The organism is Subtercola boreus, from assembly GCF_003399625.1.
Taxonomy (GTDB): domain Bacteria; phylum Actinomycetota; class Actinomycetes; order Actinomycetales; family Microbacteriaceae; genus Subtercola; species Subtercola boreus_C.
This window is the reverse complement of record NZ_NBXA01000001.1, coordinates 187,862-208,644: the sequence shown is the minus strand read 5'-3', so window position 1 is coordinate 208,644 and position 20,783 is coordinate 187,862. Positions and strand designations below refer to the sequence as shown.

The window sequence follows — 20,783 nt, the reverse complement described above, 5'->3', positions numbered from 1 at the left end:
GGCCGCCTCTCCTCCACAGGATAGGGGGCCTGACCACTTCTCCACAGATGCGGCAAATGCTCGCGGGGCGGCCTGCACCGGTGCCAAGATGAAGGCATGAACGAGCGCGCCGGGCTGCAGGCCCTTCCCGAAGACCTGGTCGACATCGATGCCCTGGTGTCGGCGTACTACGAGTTGAAGCCCGATGTGACGAACCCGGAGCAGAAGGTGATCTTCGGCACGAGCGGGCACCGCGGTTCGTCCCTCGACACCGCGTTCAACGAGAACCACATCCTGGCCATCACGCAGGCGATCGTCGAGTACCGCGCGCTGCAGGGCATCACCGGTCCCCTCTTCATCGGGCGCGACACCCACGGTCTCTCGAAGCCCGCCGAAGACACCGCCCTCGAGGTGCTGAACGCCAACCACGTGACGGTGTGGACGGATTCGCGTGACAGCTTCACTCCGACGCCCGCGGTGTCGCACGCCATCCTGCGCTACAACAATGCCGCCTCAGGGCACTCCGACCAGGCCGATGGCATCGTGATCACGCCGAGCCACAACCCGCCCCGAGACGGGGGCTTCAAGTACAACCCCCCGCACGGTGGGCCGGCCGACTCCGATGCGACGGGATGGATCGCGGCACGCGCCAACGAGTTGATCGAAGCCGGTCTCGTGGAGGTGCTGCGCGGGGAAGCGACTCCGAGCGACACCTACGACTTCCGCGAGCACTACGTGGCCGACCTGCCGAGCGTCATCGACCTCGACAAGATCGCGAAGTCGGGCATCCACATCGGCGCGGACCCACTCGGTGGCGCCAGCGTCGAGTACTGGGAGCTCATCGGCGAGCGCTTCGGGCTGAACCTCGAGGTCGTCAACACCACGGTCGACCCGCAATGGGCATTCATGACGCTCGACTGGGACGGCAAGATCCGCATGGACTGCTCCTCCCCCTACGCGATGGCATCGTTGGTCGAGCGTCGACACGACTACGACATCTCGACGGGCAACGATGCGGATGCCGACCGGCACGGTGTCGTCACGCCCGACGCGGGCATCATGAACCCGAACCACTACCTCGCCGTTGCGATCCAGTACCTCTACGGCAACCGCACGTCGTGGCGACCGGATGCCGCCATCGGCAAGACCCTCGTCTCCTCCACGATGATCGACCGGGTCGCGTCGTCGCTCGGGCGTCGCCTCTGGGAGGTCCCCGTGGGGTTCAAGTGGTTCGTGCCCGGTCTCATCGACGGAAGTGTGGCGTTCGGCGGGGAGGAGTCGGCGGGAGCGTCGTTCCTCCGCTTCGACGGAACCGTCTGGACCACCGACAAAGACGGCATCATCCTCGCGCTGCTCGCCTCGGAGATCCTGGCGGTCACGGGCAAGACGCCGTCGCAGCACTACGCCGACCTCGTCGAGAAGTTCGGCGACCCGGTGTACGAGCGCATCGACGCCGCGGCCTCCAAGGCCCAGAAGGCGCAGCTGGCAAAACTCGATGGCGACGACATCCCCGCCTCGACCCTCGCCGGCGAGCCGATCATCGCGAAGCTGAGCCGGGCACCCGGCAACGACGCCCCCGTCGGCGGCGTGAAGGTCGTCACCGAGAACGCCTGGTTCGCCGCGCGCCCATCGGGCACCGAAGACGTCTACAAGATCTATGCCGAGTCGTTCCTCGGCGCCGAGCACCTGAAGGAGGTGCAGGCCGAAGCAAAAGTCATCGTCGACGGCGCCCTCGGCGCCTGAGCGCCCCCAGACCGGCGGAGAGGGGCGCGAAGCGGCCTCCTCTGGCGACGGGTGGGCGAGACGGGTGGCGGGAGGTCAGCCTGCGTAGTCGGGGGCTGCCGGCAGGCCGAAGAACTCCTCGAGGGTTTCGACGCCGGTGTTGTGCATCTCGGTGGCCAGGTCGACCCCCACGAAACGGAAGTGCCACGGCTCGTACTCGTAGCCCGTCACGGCGGTCTTGTCGGCCGGGTAGCGCAGGATGAATCCGAACCGGTAGGCGTTGGCGGCGAGCCACACGCCTGACGGCGCACTCCCGAAGCAGGGGGTCTCGAGGTCGCAGCCACTCGAGGTGTCCATGATGTCCATGGCAAGTCCGGTCTGATGCTCGCTGAAACCGGGACGCGCACTGGTCTTGTCAGCGCCGGCGACTCCGAGGGCGTCCTTGTAGTGCTGATACGCCCGCACCTGCACGCTGTAGTCGCGATAGCCGCTCTGGGCGATCAGCTGGGTTCCCACCTCGGCTTTGTCCGCGGCGAACATCGAGTGCAGGGCATCAGCCGCGTCGGAACGCAGCATGTACCCGAGCGGATCGGGCATGTCTCTGGGCAGATCGACGAGGTTCGGGGGGACGAAGTTCGCGCCGTCGGCGAGAGGGCGCTGCTTGTTCACGACCACCCAGATGCTGTTCGGGTCGTCGATCGAGTGGGCCGTCTTGTCGAACGCGGGCGGTACGGGCGGCGCAGTCGGCGCCGCCGGAACCGCTGTGTCGCTCGGCGAGGGCGGAACCGAGGGCGTGGAGGAGGGCGCCGACGGGGATTCCGTCGGCGCGGGGAGGGCCGCCGCTGCCGCGCCCGCCTGGAACTGGTGCGCGACCGCGTTCAGCGCGATCACCGTCCCGCCGACGAATGCCGCGATCACGACGACGATCAGCACCGCCGCGAGAATTCGGCGCCGCCGCAGTTGCCGCCGCCGGTCATCCGGAGCCTGCGGTGTCTCGCGGGAGAGCGGGGACCCCGCACGACCTTCGGCACTGCGAGGTCGGCGATCGGGTGGGACGGCATCGGACACCCGCCCAGTGTAAGGGCCGAAATCCTGTCAAACGTAAAGAACGTACTCGCAAACCTATCTAAATAGGGGTGCCAGGCTGCAAGCCGCCTCAGGCGATGCTGTAGAAGTGGGCGGTCCCGCCCGGGTTCTCAATCGTGATCGCCCCGTCGAGGTCGCGGTACTGCGCATCGAGGGTGTGCCCGACGAGCTTGATTGCGTTGGTGCCGTCGGGGTTCAGGTCCACCCGGGAGACGAGCATTGTGTGATCCACCCCGTTGTCGTTCTCAGGGTCCCAGTCGAACATCACGACATCGCCCACCTTAACGGACGCACGCTCAGAGAGTTCCAGCCGCGTGGTGTCGTCACGGGAATTGAGGTAGTCGTCCATCTCGTTGCCGCGGATCCAGCTCAGGCTGTAGTCGCCAGTCGTGGCGTAGTCGCTGTACCAGTCGCTGTTCTGCTGCCAGCCGCGCGCGAGCAGGGTCTGATTGACGAAGTTGCCGCAATCGTTGTCGCTGAACCGGCTCCACTGGGCCAGGTTGTAGTCCTGCCAGTAGGTGAAGGCGTACTGGAGCTGTCGATCGACAGCCGTGACAGCCTGATAGGCGAAGGGCGTGCCGGCATCGAGGCTGGTTCCGTCTCTGAACGCCAGCGCGATCGCGGCGGCCGCCGGCTGGTAGTCCACCGCAGCGGGCGTCAGGAACGAGACCGCACCAGTTCCGTCGACGGCGAGGGATGTCGCGGCAGCGCCTCCCACGGTCACTCCGACGACGTCGGCGAGTCCCGACCCGGTGAGGCTCACAGCCGTGCCACCCGTCAGGGACCCGGACGCGACGCTCACCCCGGTGACAGTCGGCGCGGCGGCTGCGGAGGCAGTGGGGGCCGATTCACCGAAAGCGTTGCTGTCGGCGCAGCCCGCGAGGGCGAGGAGTCCGGATCCGGCCATCAGAGTAATAAAAGAGCGTCGCGTAGTAACTGTCACTCTTCAACCACAACATACATATCTATGAGGAACCTCTGGGTTGCAATTGCAAGCCCTACGGAGGTAGAAGCTTGCCATCTTGCAAGGAAGTTTCGTCGGGTGTAACTTTGCAGTCTCCGCAAACTTTTTCAGATCAGGACCTCCATGTCACGCACAACCACTTCAGGCCAGGCCCGGGCCCAGTCGATCAAGGACGCCGGCGGCGTGATGACCCACCGTCAGATCCTGGTGATCATCTTCGCGCTGATGGCAGGGATGTTCCTGTCGGCCCTCGACCAGACGATCGTCGGCACCTCCATGCGCACGATCGCCGACGACCTCGACGGGCTCGCCCTGCAGGCGTGGGTGACCACCGCCTACCTCATCCTGTCGACGATCAGCACGCCGATCTACGGCAAGCTGAGCGACATCTTCGGTCGCCGTCCGCTGTTCATCATCGCGATCAGCATCTTCCTGGTCGGATCTCTCCTCTCCGGCCTCTCGACCTCGATGTACGAACTGGCGATCTTCCGCGGCATCCAGGGCCTCGGCGCCGGTGGCCTGATGGCTCTCCCGCTCGCGATCATGGGCGACATGCTCGCTCCCCGCGAGCGCGCCAAGTACCAGGGCTACTTCCTGGCCACCTTCGGTATCGCCAGCGTCATCGGACCGCTTCTCGGTGGCCTGCTCTCCGGCGCTCCCGAGATCGTCTTCATCACCGGCTGGCGCTGGGTGTTCCTGATCAACATCCCGATCGGCATCGTCGCTCTCGGCGTCGTCCTGCGGTTCCTCCACCTGCCGTTCACGAAGCGCCCGGGCGTGCGCATCGACTGGTGGGGCGCTGCCACGGTCATCCTCGCGCTCGTTCCGTTGCTGCTGATCGCCGAACAGGGCCGCGAATGGGGCTGGGGATCGGGTGGGGCGTGGCTCTGCTACATCCTGTCGGCCGCCGGCATCGCCGCCTTCCTGTTCGTCGAGCGCAGAATGGGTGATGACGCGCTGATCCCCTTGAAACTGTTCCGCTCCTCCACGTTCTCGGTGGCCACCGTTCTGGGTGTGCTGGTGGGGTTCGGGATGTTCGGGGCCCTCCTCACGCTGCCGCTCTACCTGCAGCTGGTGAAGGGCGCGACGCCCACGGAGTCGGGCTTCCTGATGCTGCCGATGATCCTCGGCCTGATGACGGCATCCATCGTCAGCGGCCAGCTCATCGCTCGCACCGGACGGTACAAGAAGTTCCCCGTGATCGGCACCGCGCTGATGGCCATCGGGTTCTTCATCATGACCTTCCTCCGGGTCGACACCCAGATCTGGTACGTGATGGTCGGCATGTTCATCATCGGCCTGGGGCTCGGCCAGATGATGCAGACGCTCACCATCGCCTCGCAGAACTCGGTCGGGCCGCGCGACATCGGCGTGGCGACGAGCGCCTCGACGTTCTTCCGCCAGATCGGTGGAACGCTCGGCACCGCTGTCGTGTTCTCGTTCATCTTCACGCGCCTGCCGCAGACCGTGACAGACGCGTTCGCCCAGCCGTCGACGCAGGCGGGGATCGCAGCCGCCGCCCAGGATCCGGCCGTCACCGGCAACCCCGCCAATACGCAGATCCTCGGCTGGATCCAGACGCAGGACTTCACGGCGATCAGCAACGCCCTGAACGGCGACACGTCGTTCCTGAACGTGATCGACCCGCGCCTGGCCTTCCCGTTCCTCAGCGGGTTCTCGTTCGCGATCGCCTCCGTGTTCTGGATCACCATGGCCGTCGTCACCGTGGCGTTCGTGCTGGCCCTGTTCCTGAAGGCTCCCCCGCTCCGGCAGAAGTCGGCCATGCAGGAGGCTAGCGATCTGGATGCCGCGGAAGGCGCCTTGGCCGCCGAGGCGCTCTCTGCCGCCAACACGACGGGCGCGATGGTCGAGCCCGGCACGACGGGCGAAGGCGACCGGGGACCGGTGGAACCGGCATCCGGAGCCGCGCACCAGCCGAGGCACGGGGCCTGACGCGCCCGCGTCACTCCCCCCGCACCACCCCCCAGGCGCCTGCCTGCCGCGACCTACTCGAAGGTCGCGGCAGGCAGGCGCTTCTGCATGACCGCGATCGCCTCGGGGTTCTGGTCGATCAGAAGGAATCGGCGCCCGAGCGCTGACGCCACCGCGCCCGTCGTTCCGCTGCCCGCGAAGAAGTCGAGCACGAGATCCCCCTCCCGCGACGACGCCTGCACGATGCGCCGGAGCACCCCCTCGGGCTTCTGGGTGGGATAGCCGGTCTTCTCGCGGCCGGTCGGCGACACGATCGTGTGCCACCAGACATCGGTCGGGAGCTTGCCGCGCGCCGCGCGCTCCGGAGTCACCAGCCCGGGCGCCATGTACGGTTCGCGGTCGACCGTCTCAGAGTCGAAGTAGTAGCCCTGCGGGTTCTTCACGTAGACCAGGATCGTGTCGTGCTTCGTCGGCCAGCGTGTCTTCGCCTTCGCGCCGTAGTCGTAGGCCCAGATGATCTCGTTCAGAAAGCTCTCCCGCCCGAAGAGCGCATCCAGCAGCACCTTCGCGTAGTGCGCCTCGCGATAGTCGAGGTGCAGGTAGAGCGTTCCGTCGTCGGCGAGCAGGCGCCAGGCTTCCAGGAGGCGGGGTTCGAGGAACTCCCAGTAGTTCTCGAAGGCGTCGTCGTAGCGCAGCAGATCGCCCTTGATGCGATCGTAGCTGTTGCCCTTGAAGCCGGTGATGGATCCGGTTCCGGCCTCCGAGCGTACGGCGGTCGTACCCTGCCGGCGCTGGACGCGACCGGTGTTGAACGGCGGATCGAGGTAGATCAGAGTGACGGATCCGCTCTCGAGGGTGGGGAGCACGTCGAGGTTGTCGGCCCGGACGACACGGCCGTTCGCGCCCGCCGGCATCGGATTCACGCGGGGCGGGGTGGGCATGCTCTCATTGTGGCAGTCCGCGCGCCACCCCCGGAGCGGCAACTCGCAGTCGCCGGATGCCCGGCGTACTGTCGAGGTCAATGAGCACCTTGATCCGTCACGAAGCTGACCACCATCGCTACGTTCTCGTCGTCGACGACCGGGAAGCCGGGCTCGCCGACTACCGCACGGTGGGTGACGCCATCGTCTTCACCCACACAGAGGTGGATCCGTCCCGCCGGAAGAGCGGACTCGGTAGCAACCTCGTGAAGGGTGCGCTGGATGATGTGCGCATCAACACCGGGCTGAAAGTCGTTCCCGAATGCCCGTTCGTCGCGGGCTGGATCGACGGGCATCCGGAGTACCACGAACTGGTCGAGCGCGGCTGAGCTCGCGGCCCGGGCCGCTCACCGCACGATCACCCGCCTGTCACCCGTTGACCAACCCTCCAGCACCCGTCGATCAGGGAACGCGCTCGATCCACTCGCGGGTGCCGAACTTCGTCTCCACCAGGGTGGCTGCCTGGGCGTATTCGTCTTCGGTGACGTCACCGGTGGTGGCGCCGTACAGCGACGTGAAGGTGTCGATCATCCGGTCGATGATCTCCTCGCGGGAGAGCCCCGTCTGGCTGCGGAGAGGGTCGACGCGCTTCGCCGCGGACTTCGTGCCCTTGTCGCTCATCTTCTCGCGACCGATGCGCAGAACCTGCACCATCTTCTCGCCGTCGATGTCGTAGCTCATCGTGACGTGATGCAACACCGCACCGTTGCCGAGGCGCTTCTGGGCGGCTCCGCCGATCTTGCCGCTGGGGCTCGAGATGTCATTGAGGGGAACGTAGCTGGCGTCGATTCCGAGTGATTTGAGCGCAATCAGCACCCATTCGTCGAGAAACGCGTAGGAATCCGCGAAACTGAGGCCCTGCACGAGATCGGCCGGGGCGTAGATCGAATAGGTGACGACCGAGCCGGCCTCCATGAACATCGCCCCGCCGCCACTGACCCGGCGCACCACGTCGAAGCCGAACTTCGCAGCGTTCTCGGGGTCGACCTCGTTCTTCAGAGACTGGAAGCTGCCGATCACGACGGCGGGCGAATCCCACTCCCAGATGCGCAGCGTCGGCGCCCGGCGCCCCTCGCCCACCTCGACGGCCAACACCTCATCGAGCGCCATCTGCATCACGGGCGGCACGGCCTTCGAGTGGATCACCTGCCAGTCGTAATCGCGCCAGCTCGTCGCCTTCGCAAGTGAACGGCGGATCGCCACGGCGACGCCCTCGGCGCTGAAACCGAGCATCGTCACGTCCTTCGAGAGGGCTGCCTTGATCGCGGCGGCGATGGCAGAGGCCTCGCTGTCGGCGGAGAGACCGTTCACAGCGCGGTTGATGTCGTCGAGCGCACTGTCGGGCTCGAGGAAGAAGTCGCCCGCCAGCCGAAAGTCGGCGAACACCCCGTCCCGAACCTCGAGGTCGACCACGACCAGCTTGCCGCCCGGAACCTTGTATTCACCATGCATAGCTTCATCGTAAACCTCGCACTCCCGCCCGCCAGCCCTCGCCGACCAGCTCTCGCCGAGACACCGAAAACTGTCGGTATGCGGGTGTCTGAGCGACAGTTTCCGGTGAGTCGATTGCGCCGGTCGGGGGGTGGCGGGGTCGGGGGGGGTGGCGGGGGCGGGCGGGGGTCAGGCCGGGAGGGGGGCGTGGGCGGCGAGCCAGGCGGAGAGGTCGGCGACGACCTCGGCGCGATTGGTCTCGCGCAGCACCTCGTGGCGGGCATCCGGGTACAGGTGCACCGTCACGTCGGTGAGACCACCGCGCCGGTACGCCGACGCGAGCTTCTGGGCGCTCTTCTCCCCGCCGAGGATGTCGTCGGTTCCCGACAGGATGAGCACCGGCAGGTCGCTGTCGAAGTGGCGCGCGGGGCGACCGAAGAGACGCAGGCCGTCTGCCAGGCCGAACAGCTTCAGAACTTTCGCTTCGAACATGAACTCGTCGTCGGACGCTGCCGTCTGCACGGCCTCATCGCGACTGAGCCATTCGTACCCGTGGCCTCCGCCGCCGGGCGGGCGGTGGCGGCGGCTGAGGTCTCCGCCATCCATGGATCCGGGCATCCGGTACGCCGACCCGACCAGCACGACACCGGCGTAGGGGCGCGACGAACCGTTGACGATGATCTGTGCCATCAGCGAGCCCCAGCTCTGGGCGAGGAGGAACAGCGGCAGCCCCGGGTTCTTGCCCGCGATGAGGGCGGTGAACTGGCGGACTCCGGCAATCGTCGCCCGCAGCCCGCCGGGGCCGAGGCGCCCGAACTGGGTGCGGTCGCCGTGATGCTGGTCGAGGCCGGTCTGGCCGTGACCGCGGTGGTCGTTCGCGTAGACGGAATAGCCCGCCGCATTCAGCTCGCCCGCGAGCTCGACGTACCGGCCGGCATACTCACCGAGCCCGTGCGAGATCTGCACCACACCCCGCGGGTTCTCGACCAGCCAGCGGTAGTAGGTGATGCGAACGCCGTGTTCGTCGGTGAAGTGGGGCACAGTCCCATTGTGCCCGCTCCTCGCCCGCCCGCGGGCTCCGCCGTCCGGCGGGTCCCCCGGGTTCCGGCGCCCGCGCCCGGCGCCCGGCGCCCTGCGCCCCGCGCAAAAGAGGATGGGAGCCGCGGTGGCGCACCCAGGAACGTGTCTGCCCGCGCCATCCTCTTTTACGCGGGCCGCAGGGGCGGGGGCGCAGGGGGAGAGGGAGGGGGGCGAGGGGGGAGGGGGCGAGGGGCCGCGGGGGGAGGGAGGGGAGGGGCCCACCCGGCTCAGGCCTCGCGCGTGAACCCGGCTCAGGCCTCGCGCGTGATCTCCACCTTCACGAAGAGGCGCGAGCCGAACGGGCCGGCGTACACCCCGCGAAGCGGCGCCACGTCGTTGTAGTCGCGCCCGCGCCCGACGGTCACGTGCCGGTCGCCGATGTCGATCAAGTTCGTCGGGTCGAAGCCCCGCCAGTCGCCGCAGAACCATTCGACCCAGGCGTGCGACTCCCCCGTCACCGTCTCCCCGACCCCCGCAGAGGGACGAGGGTGCAGGTACCCGGAGACGTACCGCGCCGGGATCCCCACCGATCGGAGCGCCCCGAGGGCGATGTGCGTGATGTCCTGGCAGACACCCTTCTTCTCGACCCAGGCCTCCCGCGCGTTCGTATGCACGCCCGTCACTCCGGTCATGTATTCGACCTGATTGCCGATCTCGGCACAGATGGCAAGAGCTGCGTCGCAGACGTTGTCATGCGATGCGGCAATGGTGCGGGCCAGCGCAGCGACCTCTGCCGGCGGGTCGGTGAGCTTGGTCTGCTTCACCTGTTCGATGGTCGATGTCACCCGCGCCGCGGCCTCATGCAACGCCTCCCAGCTGAGCTGGTGCGGTGGATGCACGCGGGGCCGCACCTCGATCAGCGAGTTCGCCGTGAGGGAGAGCTCCTTGTGCGGCGTCAGCACCTCGAACGACGACACCCGGGTACCCCAGTAGTCGAGGTAGGTGTGATTCGACGACAGCGGCGAGATGTCGAGCTGGGAGAACAGCACGAACTGTCCATCGGACGACACCGGAAGCATCCGCGCCTCGTTGTACGACGCACCCACCTCGCCTTCGTAGCGGTAGCCGGTGACGTGCTTGATCCGGAGGCGGTTCATACGTTCTCTCCCACCCAGCTCGGTGCGGCGTTCGTTGGGAAGTACCGCTGGCGGATGGCCTCGGATGCCTCGCTGGTCGCCTCCTGCACGAGGTCCATCTGGTGCGGGAGGTCGTGCAGGATGTCCATGATCGGTCGGTACTCCAGTTGGCTGCGGATCTGGCCGAGCAGGCGCTGCGCCTGGTCGGTGACCGCGAGGCGGGTGTTCCGCGGTTCGATGTCGCGAAGGCTCTGCTCGGCGCGTGACACCGAGTAGAGGATCGAGCGCGGGAAGAGCCGGTCGAGCAGCAGGAACTCGGCGGCGTTCCGCGCCGACGGCACCCCGCGGTACGTGCGGAGGTACGACTCGTATGCTCCGCACGAGCGGAGGATCGTCGTCCATGACGGCCCCGACGCCTCGGTCAGCGACCGGGTCGCGAGCAGCCTGGCCGTCATGTCGGCGCGTTCGAGCGAGCGGCCGAGCGTGAAGAAGTGCCACGCCTCGTCTCTGGATGCCGCGGACTCCTGGATGCCGACGGCCAGCGCCGAGCGCTCCCTGACCCACGCGAAGAACTCGTGCGTCTTCTCGACGGCGATGCGGCGCGGCATGCGCGCGCGCGTCGTGTTGAGACACTCCCAGAGTTCGGTCGAGACGATCTCGCGGGCGCGGCGGGCGTTCTCGCGGGCGGCACCGAGCGAGTAGGCGATCGATGCGGGCTGGGTGCGGTCGACGGCGAGGATGTCCAGCACGTCGGCGCGGGTCAGCTCGTGGTCGTCCGGCGGGATGTCGGCACCCATCACGGCCAAAAGCGACCGGCAGGCGAGGTTCTCCTCGATCCACGGGTCTTCGAGCAGCAACTGCAGGTGCACATCCAGGATGCGCGCGGTGCCGTCGCTTCGTTCGATGTAGCGCCCGATCCAGAACAGGCTCTCAGCAATGCGGCTCAGCATCAGCGATCACCCTCACGCTCGGTACGGGCATCCTGAGCCTGATCGACCCCCGGGAGAGGCAGGCGGAGGGGGGCGCCGAGGCGCACCTGCTGCTGCTGCTCCTGCTGGTCGTGATGCGAGCGCGGCTTGTCGTAGGGCGAATGGTCGGGGGTGTGTTTCACGATCGGGATGGCCTGGGTGTTGGCGGCCTGGTCGGCCACCAGCCCCTGGATGTTCTGCGCGACCGGTGCAGTGCCGTCGATCGGCGAGAATCCGCCCGCGAAGCCGACCACCCAGGTGTCCTTCGATCCGCCGCCCTGCGACGAGTTCACCACGAGCTCGCCCTCGGGCAGCGCTACGCGGGTGAGGCCGCCGGGCAGCACCCAGACGTCCTTCCCGTCGTTGACAGCGAACGGGCGGAGATCGGCGTGCCGCGGACGCATGCCGTCTTCGACCAGCGTCGGAATCGTCGAGAGCTGGATGACCGGCTGCGCGATCCATCCGCGCGGATCCTTGATCAGGCGTCTCCGAAGAGCGTCGAGCTCCTTCTTCGAAGCCGCGGGCCCGACGACCAGCCCCTTGCCACCCGAGCCATCGACGGGCTTCACGACGAGCTCGTCGAGCCTGTCGAGCACCTCTTCGAGCGCTCCCGGGTCTTCGAGCCGCCAGGTGTCGACGTTCGGCAGCAGGGGGTCCTCCGAGAGGTAGTACCTGATCAGGTCGGGCAGGTAGGTGTAGACGAGCTTGTCGTCGGCCACGCCGTTTCCGACTGCATTCGCGATGGTGACGTTGCCGAGCCGGGCGGCGAGCAGGATGCCCGGGGAGCCCAGCATCGAGTCCGCGCGGAACTGCAACGGGTCGAGGAACTCGTCGTCGACGCGCCGGTAGATCACGTCGACGCGCGTCGGCCCTGCCGTCGTGCGCATCCAGACCCGTCCGCCGGAGCAGAACAGGTCACGGCCCTCGACGAGCTCGATGCCCATCAGACGGGCGAGCAGGGTGTGCTCGAAGTACGCCGAGTTGTAGACACCCGGTGTGAGAACGACCACGTTCGGGTCTTCGACGCCTTCGGGAGCGGATGCCCGGAGGGCCTGGAGCAGCTTGTTGGGGTAGTCGCCGACAGGTCGCACCCGCATCGAGACGAACAGTTCCGGCAGGGTCTGGGCCATCACCCGGCGGTTCGAGATGACGTAGCTCACACCGGACGGCACGCGCACGTTGTCTTCGAGAACGCGCCAGGCACCCTTCTCGTCGCGGATCAGGTCGATGCCCGAGACCTGGATGCGCACACCGTTCGCGCTCACAATACCCGCGGCCTCGCGGTGGAAATGGCTCGATGAGCTCACCAGCCCCGCCGGGATGACGCCGTCGCGCACAGCGTTCTGGGCGCCGTAGATGTCGGCGAGAAAGGCTTCGAGCGCACGGACGCGCTGCTTGATGCCGGCCTCGACGCCGATCCATTCCTTTTGCTCTATGACGCGCGGAACCGCATCGAGCGGGAACGGGCGCTCCTCGCCGGCGAAGTCGAACGTCACACCCTGGGCGAGGTACGAACTCGCGAGCGCATCGGTACGGCCCCGCAACTCCTCCTGGGTCATCCGGGCGAGCGCCGTGTAGATGTCCTTGTAGGCCGCGCGGGCCTGAACCGGTGACGACGAGTCGGGCTCCGGGAACATCTCGTCGTAGGCGTGCGCACCCTTGATCGGCTTGCGGGGCAGGAGTGTGGCGCCATAACCGGCGAACAGGTCAACCATGCTGAGAGCCTAACCCGGCGTTGTTGCCGGTGTGTTTCCGGGAGAGCAGCCCGCAGGCCCAATACACCATTGGGGTGAGGAAGGCCAAATCGATACCCCCTCGAATGGTTTGATACTCCGGAACATCGGCTGTCGGTGTTTTGTCGACATCGATCGGTTGGGGAACCCATGTCCAAGCACGTCAACAAGAAGAAGCGCATCGTCGCGATCGTCACCGCCGCAGTGCTGGTGCTCGGTGGGGGCAGCGCCGCCTTCGCCTACTGGACCTCCACCGGTGTCGGGAACGGGACCACCACGACCGGCACGAGCGTCGCGTTCGCCGTTGCGCAGACCACGACCGCCGGTGGCCCCATCACGCCGGGGGGAGCACCGGAGACGGTCTCCTTCACCGTCACCAACCCCGGAACAGGCAACCAGCGCCTGAACGCCGTGGCGGTCACCATCGCCAACACCGACGCCACCGCGTTCTCGGTGACGACCGGCGGGAACCCCGCCTGCACCGCCGCCGACTACACGATCGGGACCATCACGGTGCCGACCGGCGACATCGCCCCCGGCGCAGCCGTCACCGGCACCGTGGTGGTCAGCATGAACAACCTCGGCACCAACCAGGACTCCTGCAAGCTCGCGGTCGTGCCACTGCACTACGTCGCCAGCTAGCCGACCGACGCGCGATACCCGGGCCGCAGAACCGGGTGTCCCGCCCTTCTCGAAACAGGTCGAACGGCCAGCTGAACCATGAGCGCCGCAACATCCCGACACGGCAGGCGCACCCACAGATCATCGTGGGTGCGCCTGCCGTTCGGCATGCATGCACGGCCGCAGTCGTGGCTGAGCGGGATGCTCGTGCTGCTCCTGCTGGTCGTCGGCGGCCTCGTGGCGGGCGTCACCGCTGAGGCGTTCTGGCGGGCGACCGGTACAGGGAACGGGTCGGCGACGACGGGAACACTGAACCCGCCGACCGCCGTCACCGCGTCGTCCACCGCCGGTACCGCAACCGTGAGTGTGGGCTGGAGCGCTTCGACGGGCGCAACCGTGCCGACGGGGTACTACGTCACCCGCACCTCCGGCGGAACGACGACGGCGGCGTGCGGCAGTTCGGCCACGAGCCTGCTCTCCGCGACATCCTGCACCGACCCGGGCGTTCCCGACGGGAGCTACACGTACACCGTCACGGCGGTCTTCCGAACCTGGAGCGCGCCTGGCGCCGCGAGCGGCCCGGTCACGATCCTCGTTGCGACGAAGCTGGCCTACGGCATCCAACCGGGCACCACGGTGGCCGGAACGACCATCGCCCCCGCCGTGACCGTCGCCCTGCAGAGCATCTCGGGCACGGCTGTGCCGACCGCCGGTGTGCCGGTGACGATCGCGATCGGTACGAACCCGTCGAGCGGCACGCTCTCGGGAACACTCACCGCGACCACGAATGCCAGCGGTGTGGCGACCTTCTCGACGCTGTCGATCGACAGGTCCGGCGTCGGCTACACCCTCGTCTCGTCGAGCACCGGCCTGACAGCAGCGACGAGCTCAGCCTTCACCATCACACCGGCCGCGGCCACGAGACTCGTCTTCACTTCGGCGACCCGCTCCGCCGTCGCCTCGGCCACGACGAACGGCGGCGCCGTCACCGTGCAACGCCAGGACGCCCTCGGCAACCCGGCGCCCGTGGCCGGCGCGACCACCCTGACCCTGTCCTCGAATTCGGCGGGCACCGCAGTGTTCGCGCCGACGAGCGGTGCGGCATCCACGACCGTCAGCCTCGCCGCCGGATCGAGCAGCGCCACCTTCTACTACGGCGACACCCGGGTGGGCACACCGACGATCACCGCCGCGCTCGCCGGGCTCACCTCGGCGACGCAGGGCGAGACCGTCACCCCGGCCGCTGCGTCGAAACTCGTCTTCACCTCGGCCGGCAGCAGCGCCGTCGCGTCGGCGACCACGAACAGCAGCGCGATCACCGTGCAGCAGCAGGATGCCTTCGGCAACCCGGTGGCATTCGCCTCCGCCACGGTTCTCGGGCTCACTTCCAGCACGACGGGCACAGCGGTGTTCGCCCCGACGAGCGGTTCGGCATCCGGAACCGTCACGTTCGCCGCCGGCTCCAGCTCCGCCACCTTCTACTACGGCGACACCGTCGCCGGCTCTCCGACGATCACCGCCGCACTCGCCGGGCTCACCTCGGCGACCCAGATCGAGACGATCACCGCGGCGGTCGCCACGAAGCTGGTGTTCACCTCGGCCCCACTCACGTCAGCCGCATCGGCGACGACCAATGGCTCCGCCATCACAGTGCAGCGCCAGGATGCGTTCGGCAACCCGGTGCCATTCACCTCAGCCACCACACTCGGGCTGGCCTCGACCTCGACCGGCACCGCGATCTTCGCGCCGACCTTCGGCAGCGCGGGAGCACCGGTCACCTTCGCCGCCGGCGCGAGCACGACGACCCTCTACTACGGTGACACCCGAGCGGGCAATCCCACCCTGACGGCCACGATCACCGGGCTCACCGCCGCAACCCAGGCCGAGACCGTCACGGCGGCGGCGGCGTCCGCTCTGGTCATCACCTCCGCTCCGAGCAGCCAGATCGCCTCGGCGAGCACGAACGGCAGCGCGATCACCGTGCAGCGGCAGGATGCGTTCGGCAACCCGGCGCCCTTCGGCTCGGTCACCACGCTCGGGCTGGCCTCGACCTCGACCGGCACCGCCGTCTTCGCACCGACGAGTGGTGCGGCATCCACGGCCGTCAGCTTCGCCGCCGGATCGAGCACAGTGACCTTCTACTACGGCGACACCCGGGCGGGCACTCCCACCATCACGGCCGCCGTGGCCGGGCTCGCCTCAGCAACGCAGATCGAGACCATCACGGCCGCGCCCGCGACCAAGCTCGTCTTCACCACGACCGCCGGAAGCCAGACGGCCTCGGCCACCACGACCGGCAGCGCGATCACCGTGCAGCGGCAGGATGCGTTCGGCAACGCCTCCGCCGTCGCCTCCGTCACCACCCTCGGTCTGGCGTCGGGCTCGACCGGCACTGCGGTGTTCGCGCCGACCAGCGGTGCAGCATCCACCCCCGTCAGCTTCGCCGCCGGGGCGAGCACCGCGACCTTCTACTACGGCGACACGCGAGCCGGCACGCCCACCGTCACCGCGACGCTCTCGGGGCTGACCTCGGCGAGCCAGGTGCAGACCGTCACAGCTGCAGCGGCCTCGAAGCTCGTCTTCACCTCGACGGCCAGCAGCCAGGCGGCCTCCGCCACCACGACCGGCAGCGCGATCACCGTGCAGCGCCAGGACACCTTCGGCAACCCGGCGGCCGTCGCCTCGACCACGACACTGACGCTCGCCTCGAGCTCCACCGGTACCGCGATCTTCGCCCCCACGAGCGGGGCAGCCGGATCTGCCGTCGCCTTCGCCACCGGATCGAGCACGGCGACCTTCTACTACGGCGACACCCGCGCCGGCACACCGACCATCACGGCCAGCCTTGCGGGGCTCAGCTCGGCCACGCAGACCGAGACGATCGCTGCCCTCGCGGCGTCGAGGCTCGGCTTCACCTCGGCCCCGTTCACCGCCAGCGCTTCGGCGAGCACGAACAGCGGCGCGATCACTGTGCAGCGCCAGGACACCTTCGGCAACGCCGTGGCCTCGGGCACCGCGACATCGCTGACCCTCACGTCGAACTCCAGCGGCACGACGTACTTCGCTCCGACCTCCGGGGCCACCGCCACGGCGACCGTGACGATACCGGCCCTCGCCGACACCGCCACGTTCTTCTACGCCGACGCGAAGTCCGGCACGCCGATCATCACCGCCGCTGCCACCGGTCTCACCGCGGCCACTCAGACCGAGACCATCACGGCCGCCTCCGCGACCAGGCTCATCTTCCTCACGGCGGCCTTCTCGGCCATCGCATCGGCCACCACGAACAGCCCGGCGATCACGGTGCAGCGCCAGGACCAGTTCGGCAATCCGGCACCGGTGCCGTCGACCACGACGCTGAACCTGGCCTCGAGCTCCACCGGCACGGCGATCTTCGCCCCCACGAGCGCCGCCGGAGGTTCTGCCGTCGCGTTCGCCGCGACCTCGAGCACTGCGACGTTCTACTACGGCGACAACAGGGCCGGCACGCCGACGATCACCGCCACCCAGGGAACGCTCACGGCCGCTACGCAGGGGGAGACCATCACTCCCGCGGCCGCCGCCAAGCTCGCGTTCACCTCCGCCGCCTTCTCGGCGGTGGCCTCGGCGACGACCAACAGCGGCGCGATCACCGTGCAGCGCCAGGATGCGTTCGGCAACCCGGTGATCGCCGCGACGGCCACGGCCCTGACGCTCGCGTCGAACTCCACGGGCACGGCGATCTTCGCCCTGGCGAACGCCTCGGGTACGGGGACGATTTCGGTCACGATTGCGGCGAATGCGAGCACCGCCACCTTCTTCGCCGGCGACACGAAGGCGGGCACGCCGACGATCACCGTGTCGTTCTCCGGACTCACCTCGGCCACGCAGGCAGAGACGATCACACCGGGCGCCGCCAACAACCTCGTCTTCTCGGCGCCGCCCACGGCCATCACTGCCGGCCAGCCCTTCTCCCCCACCGTGAAGGTGACCGTGCGCGATGTCTACCTCAACCCGGTCGTCGCCACGAGCACCGTCAGTCTGGTGATCGGCAAGAACACCTCCCTCGGCGGTCGGCTGTTCCTGAACGGCACCCAGACAAGCCCTGTCGCCGTCACGACGGATGCCACGGGATCGGCCACTTTCACCGGGATCACCATCACCACATCGCTCATCGGTGTCGGAACGAGCGGCACCTACAACTTCATCGCGACCGTTCCCGCGACGCCCAGCGCGCTGACGGTGACCAGCGCCGACTTCACCGTGACAGGGATCCTGTGATGACCGGGATCAGTTGCGGGCTGCCGCAGCGAACGCGGGCCGGATGATCCCCGCCGCTGCGTGCGAGCTGTCGAACACCGGACTGCCCGTGGCCGCGTTCGTCGTCGTGGGGTTGGTGTGCCTGCTCGCCGGGGCTGCCGTGTTCGTGGTTCTCGGTGCGCGGAACCGTCGCGCACGCACGGGTGGAGCGCTGGTGCTGCTGCTGCTCGTCGGCGGCGTGCTCGGAGTCGTCGGTGGAGCGCCGTCCGCGCAGGCGGCCGCGGTCACTGTCGTGGTATCGGCTGCGGGCGCGACCGCTCCGGCGAGCGACGACTGCCCCGACGGCAGCGGCGGCGGGGGCGGTAGGGGCGGCGGCGGCAGCGGCGCGGACAACACCCTCACGATCATCCAGACCTCGGTGAACAGCGGGATCGCACCGGGCGGCGCGCCGACAACACTGGTCGGCACCATCACGAACCACGGCACGGCGAGCGCCCGCATCAGCGTGGTGACGGTGTCGATCGAACGCGTCACGAAGGCGAGCGGGGCGACCGAGGGCGCGTGCGACGCGAGCGACTACGTGCTGCGGGATGCCGCGATGCCGGTCGGCCGCACGCTCGAGCCCGAAGAGACGGCCGGGTTCAGCGGGGCATCCATCGGCTTCAGCGAGAAGGGCACGAACCAGGACGCCTGCAAGGGCGCGATTCTGCACCTCACCTACGTCAGTTCCTGACCCGAACCGCAGACCGCTGAACGGGCGGGGCCGGCTACCGGAGGAACGCGGCCGCGACCCCGGCGTCGACCGGGATGTGCAGGCCCGTCGTGTGGCTGAGGTCTGCGCTGCAGAGCACGAACACGGCGTTGGCCACGTTCTCGGGCAGCACTTCACGCTTCAGCAGCGTGCGCTGTGCGTAGTAGAGGCCGAGCTCCTCCTCGGGAACACCGTACGTCGCCGCGCGTTTGGCACCCCAGCCGCCCGAGAAGATGCCCGAGCCGCGCACGACGCCGTCGGGGTTGATGCCGTTGACCTTGACGCCGTAGCCGCCGAGTTCCGCGGCCAGCAGGCGCACCTGGTGGGACTGGTCGGCCTTCGTGGAGGAGTAGCCGATGTTGTCGGGGCCGGCGAAGATCGAGTTCTTCGAAGAGATGTAGACGATGTCGCCGCCGAGCTTCTGGTCGATGAGCACGCGCGCCGCGGCCTTCGAGACGAAGAACGATCCCTTCGACATGACGTCGTGCTGGATGTCCCAGTCCGCCTCGCTGGTCTCGAGGAGCGATCGCGCCAGCACGAGGCCGGCGTTGTTCACGACGAGGTCGAGCCCGCCGAAGGCCAGCACGGCGGCGTGCACCGAGGCGATGACCTCGGCCTCGCTGGTGACGTCGGCCTTGACGCCGATCGCGACATCGGTGTTGCCGATCTCGGCCGCGGCGGCCTGCGCCTTCGCGAGATCGAGGTCGGCGATCACGACGCAGGCCCCCTCGGCGGCGAGCCGGTGGGCGATGGCCCTGCCGATCCCGGATGCGGCACCGGTCACGAGGGCGATGCGGGTGGCGAGCGGCTTCGGCTTCGGCATCCGCGCGAGCTTCGCCTCCTCCAGCGCCCAGTACTCGATGCGGAACTTCTCGGCCTCGGAGATCGGAGCGTACGTCGACAGAGCCTCGGCGCCGCGCATCGCGTTGATCGCGTTGACGAAGTACTCACCGGCCACCCGGGCGGTCTGCTTGTTCGCGCCCCAGCTGAACATGCCGACACCCGGAATCATCACGATCGCCGGGTCGGCTCCGCGGATGGCGGGCGAGTCGGGCGTCGCATTGCGGTCGTAATACGCCTGGTAGTCGACGCGGTACTGCTCGCTGAGCTCGGCGAGGCGGGCGACCGACTCCTCGACGCTGGCGGAGGCCGGCAGGTCGAGCACGAGCGGCTTGATCTTCGTACGCAGAAAGTGGTCGGGGCAGCTGGTGCCGAGGTCGGCGAGCCGCGGATGCTCGGCCGAGCTGAGGAAGTCGAGCACCTCGGCGCTGTCGGTGAAGTGGCCGACCTGCACCCTGTCGGTCGACACGAGGGCGCGGATGTGCGGCGCCAGCAGCGCCGCCTTCGTGCGCCGCTCGTCTTCGGGGAGGGCTTCGTAGCCCGCGAGCACCGGGCCGAAGGGATCCGCCCTGCCGTGAGACGTGATGTAGGCCTCTGCCGTGTCGACGATCCAGAGGCTGTTCGCCTCGGCCTCGTCGCTGGTGTCACCCCACGCGGTGATGCCGTGCCCGCCGAGGATCGCACCGATCGTGCCGGGGTTCTCCGCCTTGATGCGGGCCATGTCGAGGCCGAGCTGGAAGCCGGGGCGACGCCAGTTCACCCACGCCACGCGGTCGCCGAAGATCGTCGCGGTAAGGGCCTCACCGTCGGCCGAGGTCGCGATGGCGATGCCGGAGTCGGGGTGCAGGTGGTCGACGTGCGCCGCATCCACCAGCGCGTGCATCGACGTGTCGATCGAGGGGGCCGCTCCGCCCGTGCCGAACAGCACGTACGGGAACGCCTCGATCATCTCGTCTTCGCGCTCGACGCCGGGGTAGACATCCACCAGGTCGCGGAAGCGGTCGAGGCGGAGCACCGACAGGCCGTCCTCGGTCAGGGTGCCGAGGTCTCCACCCGAACCCTTCACCCAGAGGAGTTCGACCGGCTTACCCGACGCCGGTTCGATCTCCGTGCCCTTCGCCGAGGTGTTTCCGCCCGCATAGTTGGTGACCCGCGGATCAGAGCCGAGCCGATTCGACCTGGCGATGAGGTCGGATTTCGGGGTGGGTGTCATGACAGCAGTCCTTCGACAGTGGAGGGTGTGGGGGGGTGGGGGCCGGGGCCAATCTATGAGCAGCAGTACCCTCTGTCAAGCACAATGCTTCCTTTCGAAAGTCGTTTCTCTTTCGTAACTTTTCAAATCTTGACGCAATGTTTACTTTCGGATAGGTTCACCACAACG

The 20,783-nt window shown here is 68.1% G+C and carries 15 protein-coding genes; 6 read left to right on the top strand and 9 right to left on the bottom strand.

The window, feature by feature from the left end:
- Positions 1-96 precede the first annotated feature (96 nt).
- Positions 97-1,722: a phosphoglucomutase (alpha-D-glucose-1,6-bisphosphate-dependent) gene (pgm, locus tag B7R21_RS00940; RefSeq protein ID WP_116281369.1), complete on the top strand. Its 1,626-nt coding sequence runs from the start codon at positions 97-99 to the stop codon at positions 1,720-1,722.
- A 75-nt stretch (positions 1,723-1,797) separates the two neighbouring features.
- Here the strand turns inward: pgm and B7R21_RS00935 are convergent, their stop codons facing one another.
- Together B7R21_RS00935 and B7R21_RS00930 are read right to left on the bottom strand one after the other, a co-directional pair.
- Positions 1,798-2,769: a M15 family metallopeptidase gene (locus tag B7R21_RS00935; protein WP_253259561.1), complete on the bottom strand. Its 972-nt coding sequence runs from the start codon at positions 2,767-2,769 to the stop codon at positions 1,798-1,800.
- Positions 2,770-2,857: 88 nt separating this feature from the next.
- Positions 2,858-3,694 carry an amidase domain-containing protein gene (locus B7R21_RS00930; RefSeq protein ID WP_116281368.1) on the bottom strand — a complete coding sequence of 279 codons (837 nt, stop codon included), beginning with the start codon at positions 3,692-3,694 and terminating at the stop codon, positions 2,858-2,860.
- Between the two features lie 180 nt (positions 3,695-3,874).
- Between B7R21_RS00930 and B7R21_RS00925 the strand changes: the two genes are divergently transcribed.
- Complete coding sequence (locus tag B7R21_RS00925) at positions 3,875-5,704, top strand: MDR family MFS transporter (protein ID WP_437184166.1); 1,830 nt, start codon at positions 3,875-3,877, stop codon at positions 5,702-5,704.
- A 53-nt stretch (positions 5,705-5,757) separates the two neighbouring features.
- Here the strand turns inward: B7R21_RS00925 and B7R21_RS00920 are convergent, their stop codons facing one another.
- A complete protein-coding gene (locus tag B7R21_RS00920; protein WP_116281367.1) occupies positions 5,758-6,624 on the bottom strand; it encodes a DNA-methyltransferase in 867 nt (288 codons plus the stop codon).
- 80 nt (positions 6,625-6,704) lie between these two features.
- Between B7R21_RS00920 and B7R21_RS00915 the strand changes: the two genes are divergently transcribed.
- A complete protein-coding gene (locus tag B7R21_RS00915) occupies positions 6,705-6,992 on the top strand; it encodes a GNAT family N-acetyltransferase (RefSeq protein ID WP_116281366.1) in 288 nt (95 codons plus the stop codon).
- Between the two features lie 73 nt (positions 6,993-7,065).
- Here B7R21_RS00915 and B7R21_RS00910 read toward each other — a convergent pair whose 3' ends face one another.
- The 5 genes from B7R21_RS00910 to B7R21_RS00880 all read right to left on the bottom strand — a co-directional run bounded on the left by B7R21_RS00910 (position 7,066) and on the right by B7R21_RS00880 (position 12,933).
- On the bottom strand, positions 7,066-8,115 hold the full coding sequence (locus B7R21_RS00910; protein ID WP_116281365.1) for a lipoate--protein ligase family protein: 1,050 nt from the start codon (positions 8,113-8,115) through the stop codon (positions 7,066-7,068).
- A 168-nt stretch (positions 8,116-8,283) separates the two neighbouring features.
- The gene (locus B7R21_RS00900) at positions 8,284-9,135 is read right to left on the bottom strand and encodes an alpha/beta hydrolase (RefSeq protein WP_116281364.1); all 852 of its coding nucleotides are present in this window, start codon (positions 9,133-9,135) and stop codon (positions 8,284-8,286) included.
- A gap of 290 nt (positions 9,136-9,425) precedes the next feature.
- Complete coding sequence (locus tag B7R21_RS00890) at positions 9,426-10,271, bottom strand: transglutaminase family protein (RefSeq protein WP_116281362.1); 846 nt, start codon at positions 10,269-10,271, stop codon at positions 9,426-9,428.
- Entirely contained in the window at positions 10,268-11,200 is a 933-nt protein-coding gene (locus B7R21_RS00885; RefSeq protein ID WP_116281361.1) for an alpha-E domain-containing protein, read from the bottom strand. Before B7R21_RS00885 ends, B7R21_RS00890 begins: the two co-directional genes overlap by 4 nt.
- Positions 11,200-12,933, bottom strand: a complete 1,734-nt coding sequence (locus tag B7R21_RS00880; protein WP_116281360.1) for a circularly permuted type 2 ATP-grasp protein — start codon at positions 12,931-12,933, stop codon at positions 11,200-11,202. Before B7R21_RS00880 ends, B7R21_RS00885 begins: the two co-directional genes overlap by 1 nt.
- A gap of 168 nt (positions 12,934-13,101) precedes the next feature.
- Between B7R21_RS00880 and B7R21_RS00875 the strand changes: the two genes are divergently transcribed.
- The 3 genes from B7R21_RS00875 to B7R21_RS00865 all read left to right on the top strand — a co-directional run bounded on the left by B7R21_RS00875 (position 13,102) and on the right by B7R21_RS00865 (position 18,544).
- Positions 13,102-13,593 carry a hypothetical protein gene (locus B7R21_RS00875; protein ID WP_116281359.1) on the top strand — a complete coding sequence of 164 codons (492 nt, stop codon included), beginning with the start codon at positions 13,102-13,104 and terminating at the stop codon, positions 13,591-13,593.
- A 78-nt stretch (positions 13,594-13,671) separates the two neighbouring features.
- On the top strand, positions 13,672-17,832 hold the full coding sequence (locus B7R21_RS00870) for a beta strand repeat-containing protein (RefSeq protein ID WP_147305761.1): 4,161 nt from the start codon (positions 13,672-13,674) through the stop codon (positions 17,830-17,832).
- A gap of 43 nt (positions 17,833-17,875) precedes the next feature.
- The gene (locus B7R21_RS00865; RefSeq protein ID WP_116281357.1) at positions 17,876-18,544 is read left to right on the top strand and encodes a hypothetical protein; all 669 of its coding nucleotides are present in this window, start codon (positions 17,876-17,878) and stop codon (positions 18,542-18,544) included.
- A gap of 34 nt (positions 18,545-18,578) precedes the next feature.
- On the opposite strand, the gene B7R21_RS00860 is transcribed toward B7R21_RS00865, so the two are convergent.
- Positions 18,579-20,615, bottom strand: a complete 2,037-nt coding sequence (locus B7R21_RS00860) for a bifunctional aldolase/short-chain dehydrogenase (RefSeq protein ID WP_116281356.1) — start codon at positions 20,613-20,615, stop codon at positions 18,579-18,581.
- Positions 20,616-20,783: the final 168 nt, after the last annotated feature.

What these genes read in the sequence shown, in the direction of transcription:
- pgm (WP_116281369.1), top strand. Translation starts at nt 97, where the DNA reads ATGAACGAGCGCGCCGGGCTGCAGGCCCTTCCCGAAGACCTGGTCGAC.
- B7R21_RS00930 (WP_116281368.1), bottom strand. Translation starts at nt 3,694, where the DNA reads ATGGCCGGATCCGGACTCCTCGCCCTCGCGGGCTGCGCCGACAGCAAC.
- B7R21_RS00925 (WP_437184166.1), top strand. Translation starts at nt 3,875, where the DNA reads ATGTCACGCACAACCACTTCAGGCCAGGCCCGGGCCCAGTCGATCAAG.
- B7R21_RS00920 (WP_116281367.1), bottom strand. Translation starts at nt 6,624, where the DNA reads ATGCCCACCCCGCCCCGCGTGAATCCGATGCCGGCGGGCGCGAACGGC.
- B7R21_RS00915 (WP_116281366.1), top strand. Translation starts at nt 6,705, where the DNA reads ATGAGCACCTTGATCCGTCACGAAGCTGACCACCATCGCTACGTTCTC.
- B7R21_RS00910 (WP_116281365.1), bottom strand. Translation starts at nt 8,115, where the DNA reads ATGCATGGTGAATACAAGGTTCCGGGCGGCAAGCTGGTCGTGGTCGAC.
- B7R21_RS00890 (WP_116281362.1), bottom strand. Translation starts at nt 10,271, where the DNA reads ATGAACCGCCTCCGGATCAAGCACGTCACCGGCTACCGCTACGAAGGC.
- B7R21_RS00885 (WP_116281361.1), bottom strand. Translation starts at nt 11,200, where the DNA reads ATGCTGAGCCGCATTGCTGAGAGCCTGTTCTGGATCGGGCGCTACATC.
- B7R21_RS00880 (WP_116281360.1), bottom strand. Translation starts at nt 12,933, where the DNA reads ATGGTTGACCTGTTCGCCGGTTATGGCGCCACACTCCTGCCCCGCAAG.
- B7R21_RS00875 (WP_116281359.1), top strand. Translation starts at nt 13,102, where the DNA reads ATGTCCAAGCACGTCAACAAGAAGAAGCGCATCGTCGCGATCGTCACC.
- B7R21_RS00870 (WP_147305761.1), top strand. Translation starts at nt 13,672, where the DNA reads ATGAGCGCCGCAACATCCCGACACGGCAGGCGCACCCACAGATCATCG.
- B7R21_RS00865 (WP_116281357.1), top strand. Translation starts at nt 17,876, where the DNA reads ATGATCCCCGCCGCTGCGTGCGAGCTGTCGAACACCGGACTGCCCGTG.
- B7R21_RS00860 (WP_116281356.1), bottom strand. Translation starts at nt 20,615, where the DNA reads ATGACACCCACCCCGAAATCCGACCTCATCGCCAGGTCGAATCGGCTC.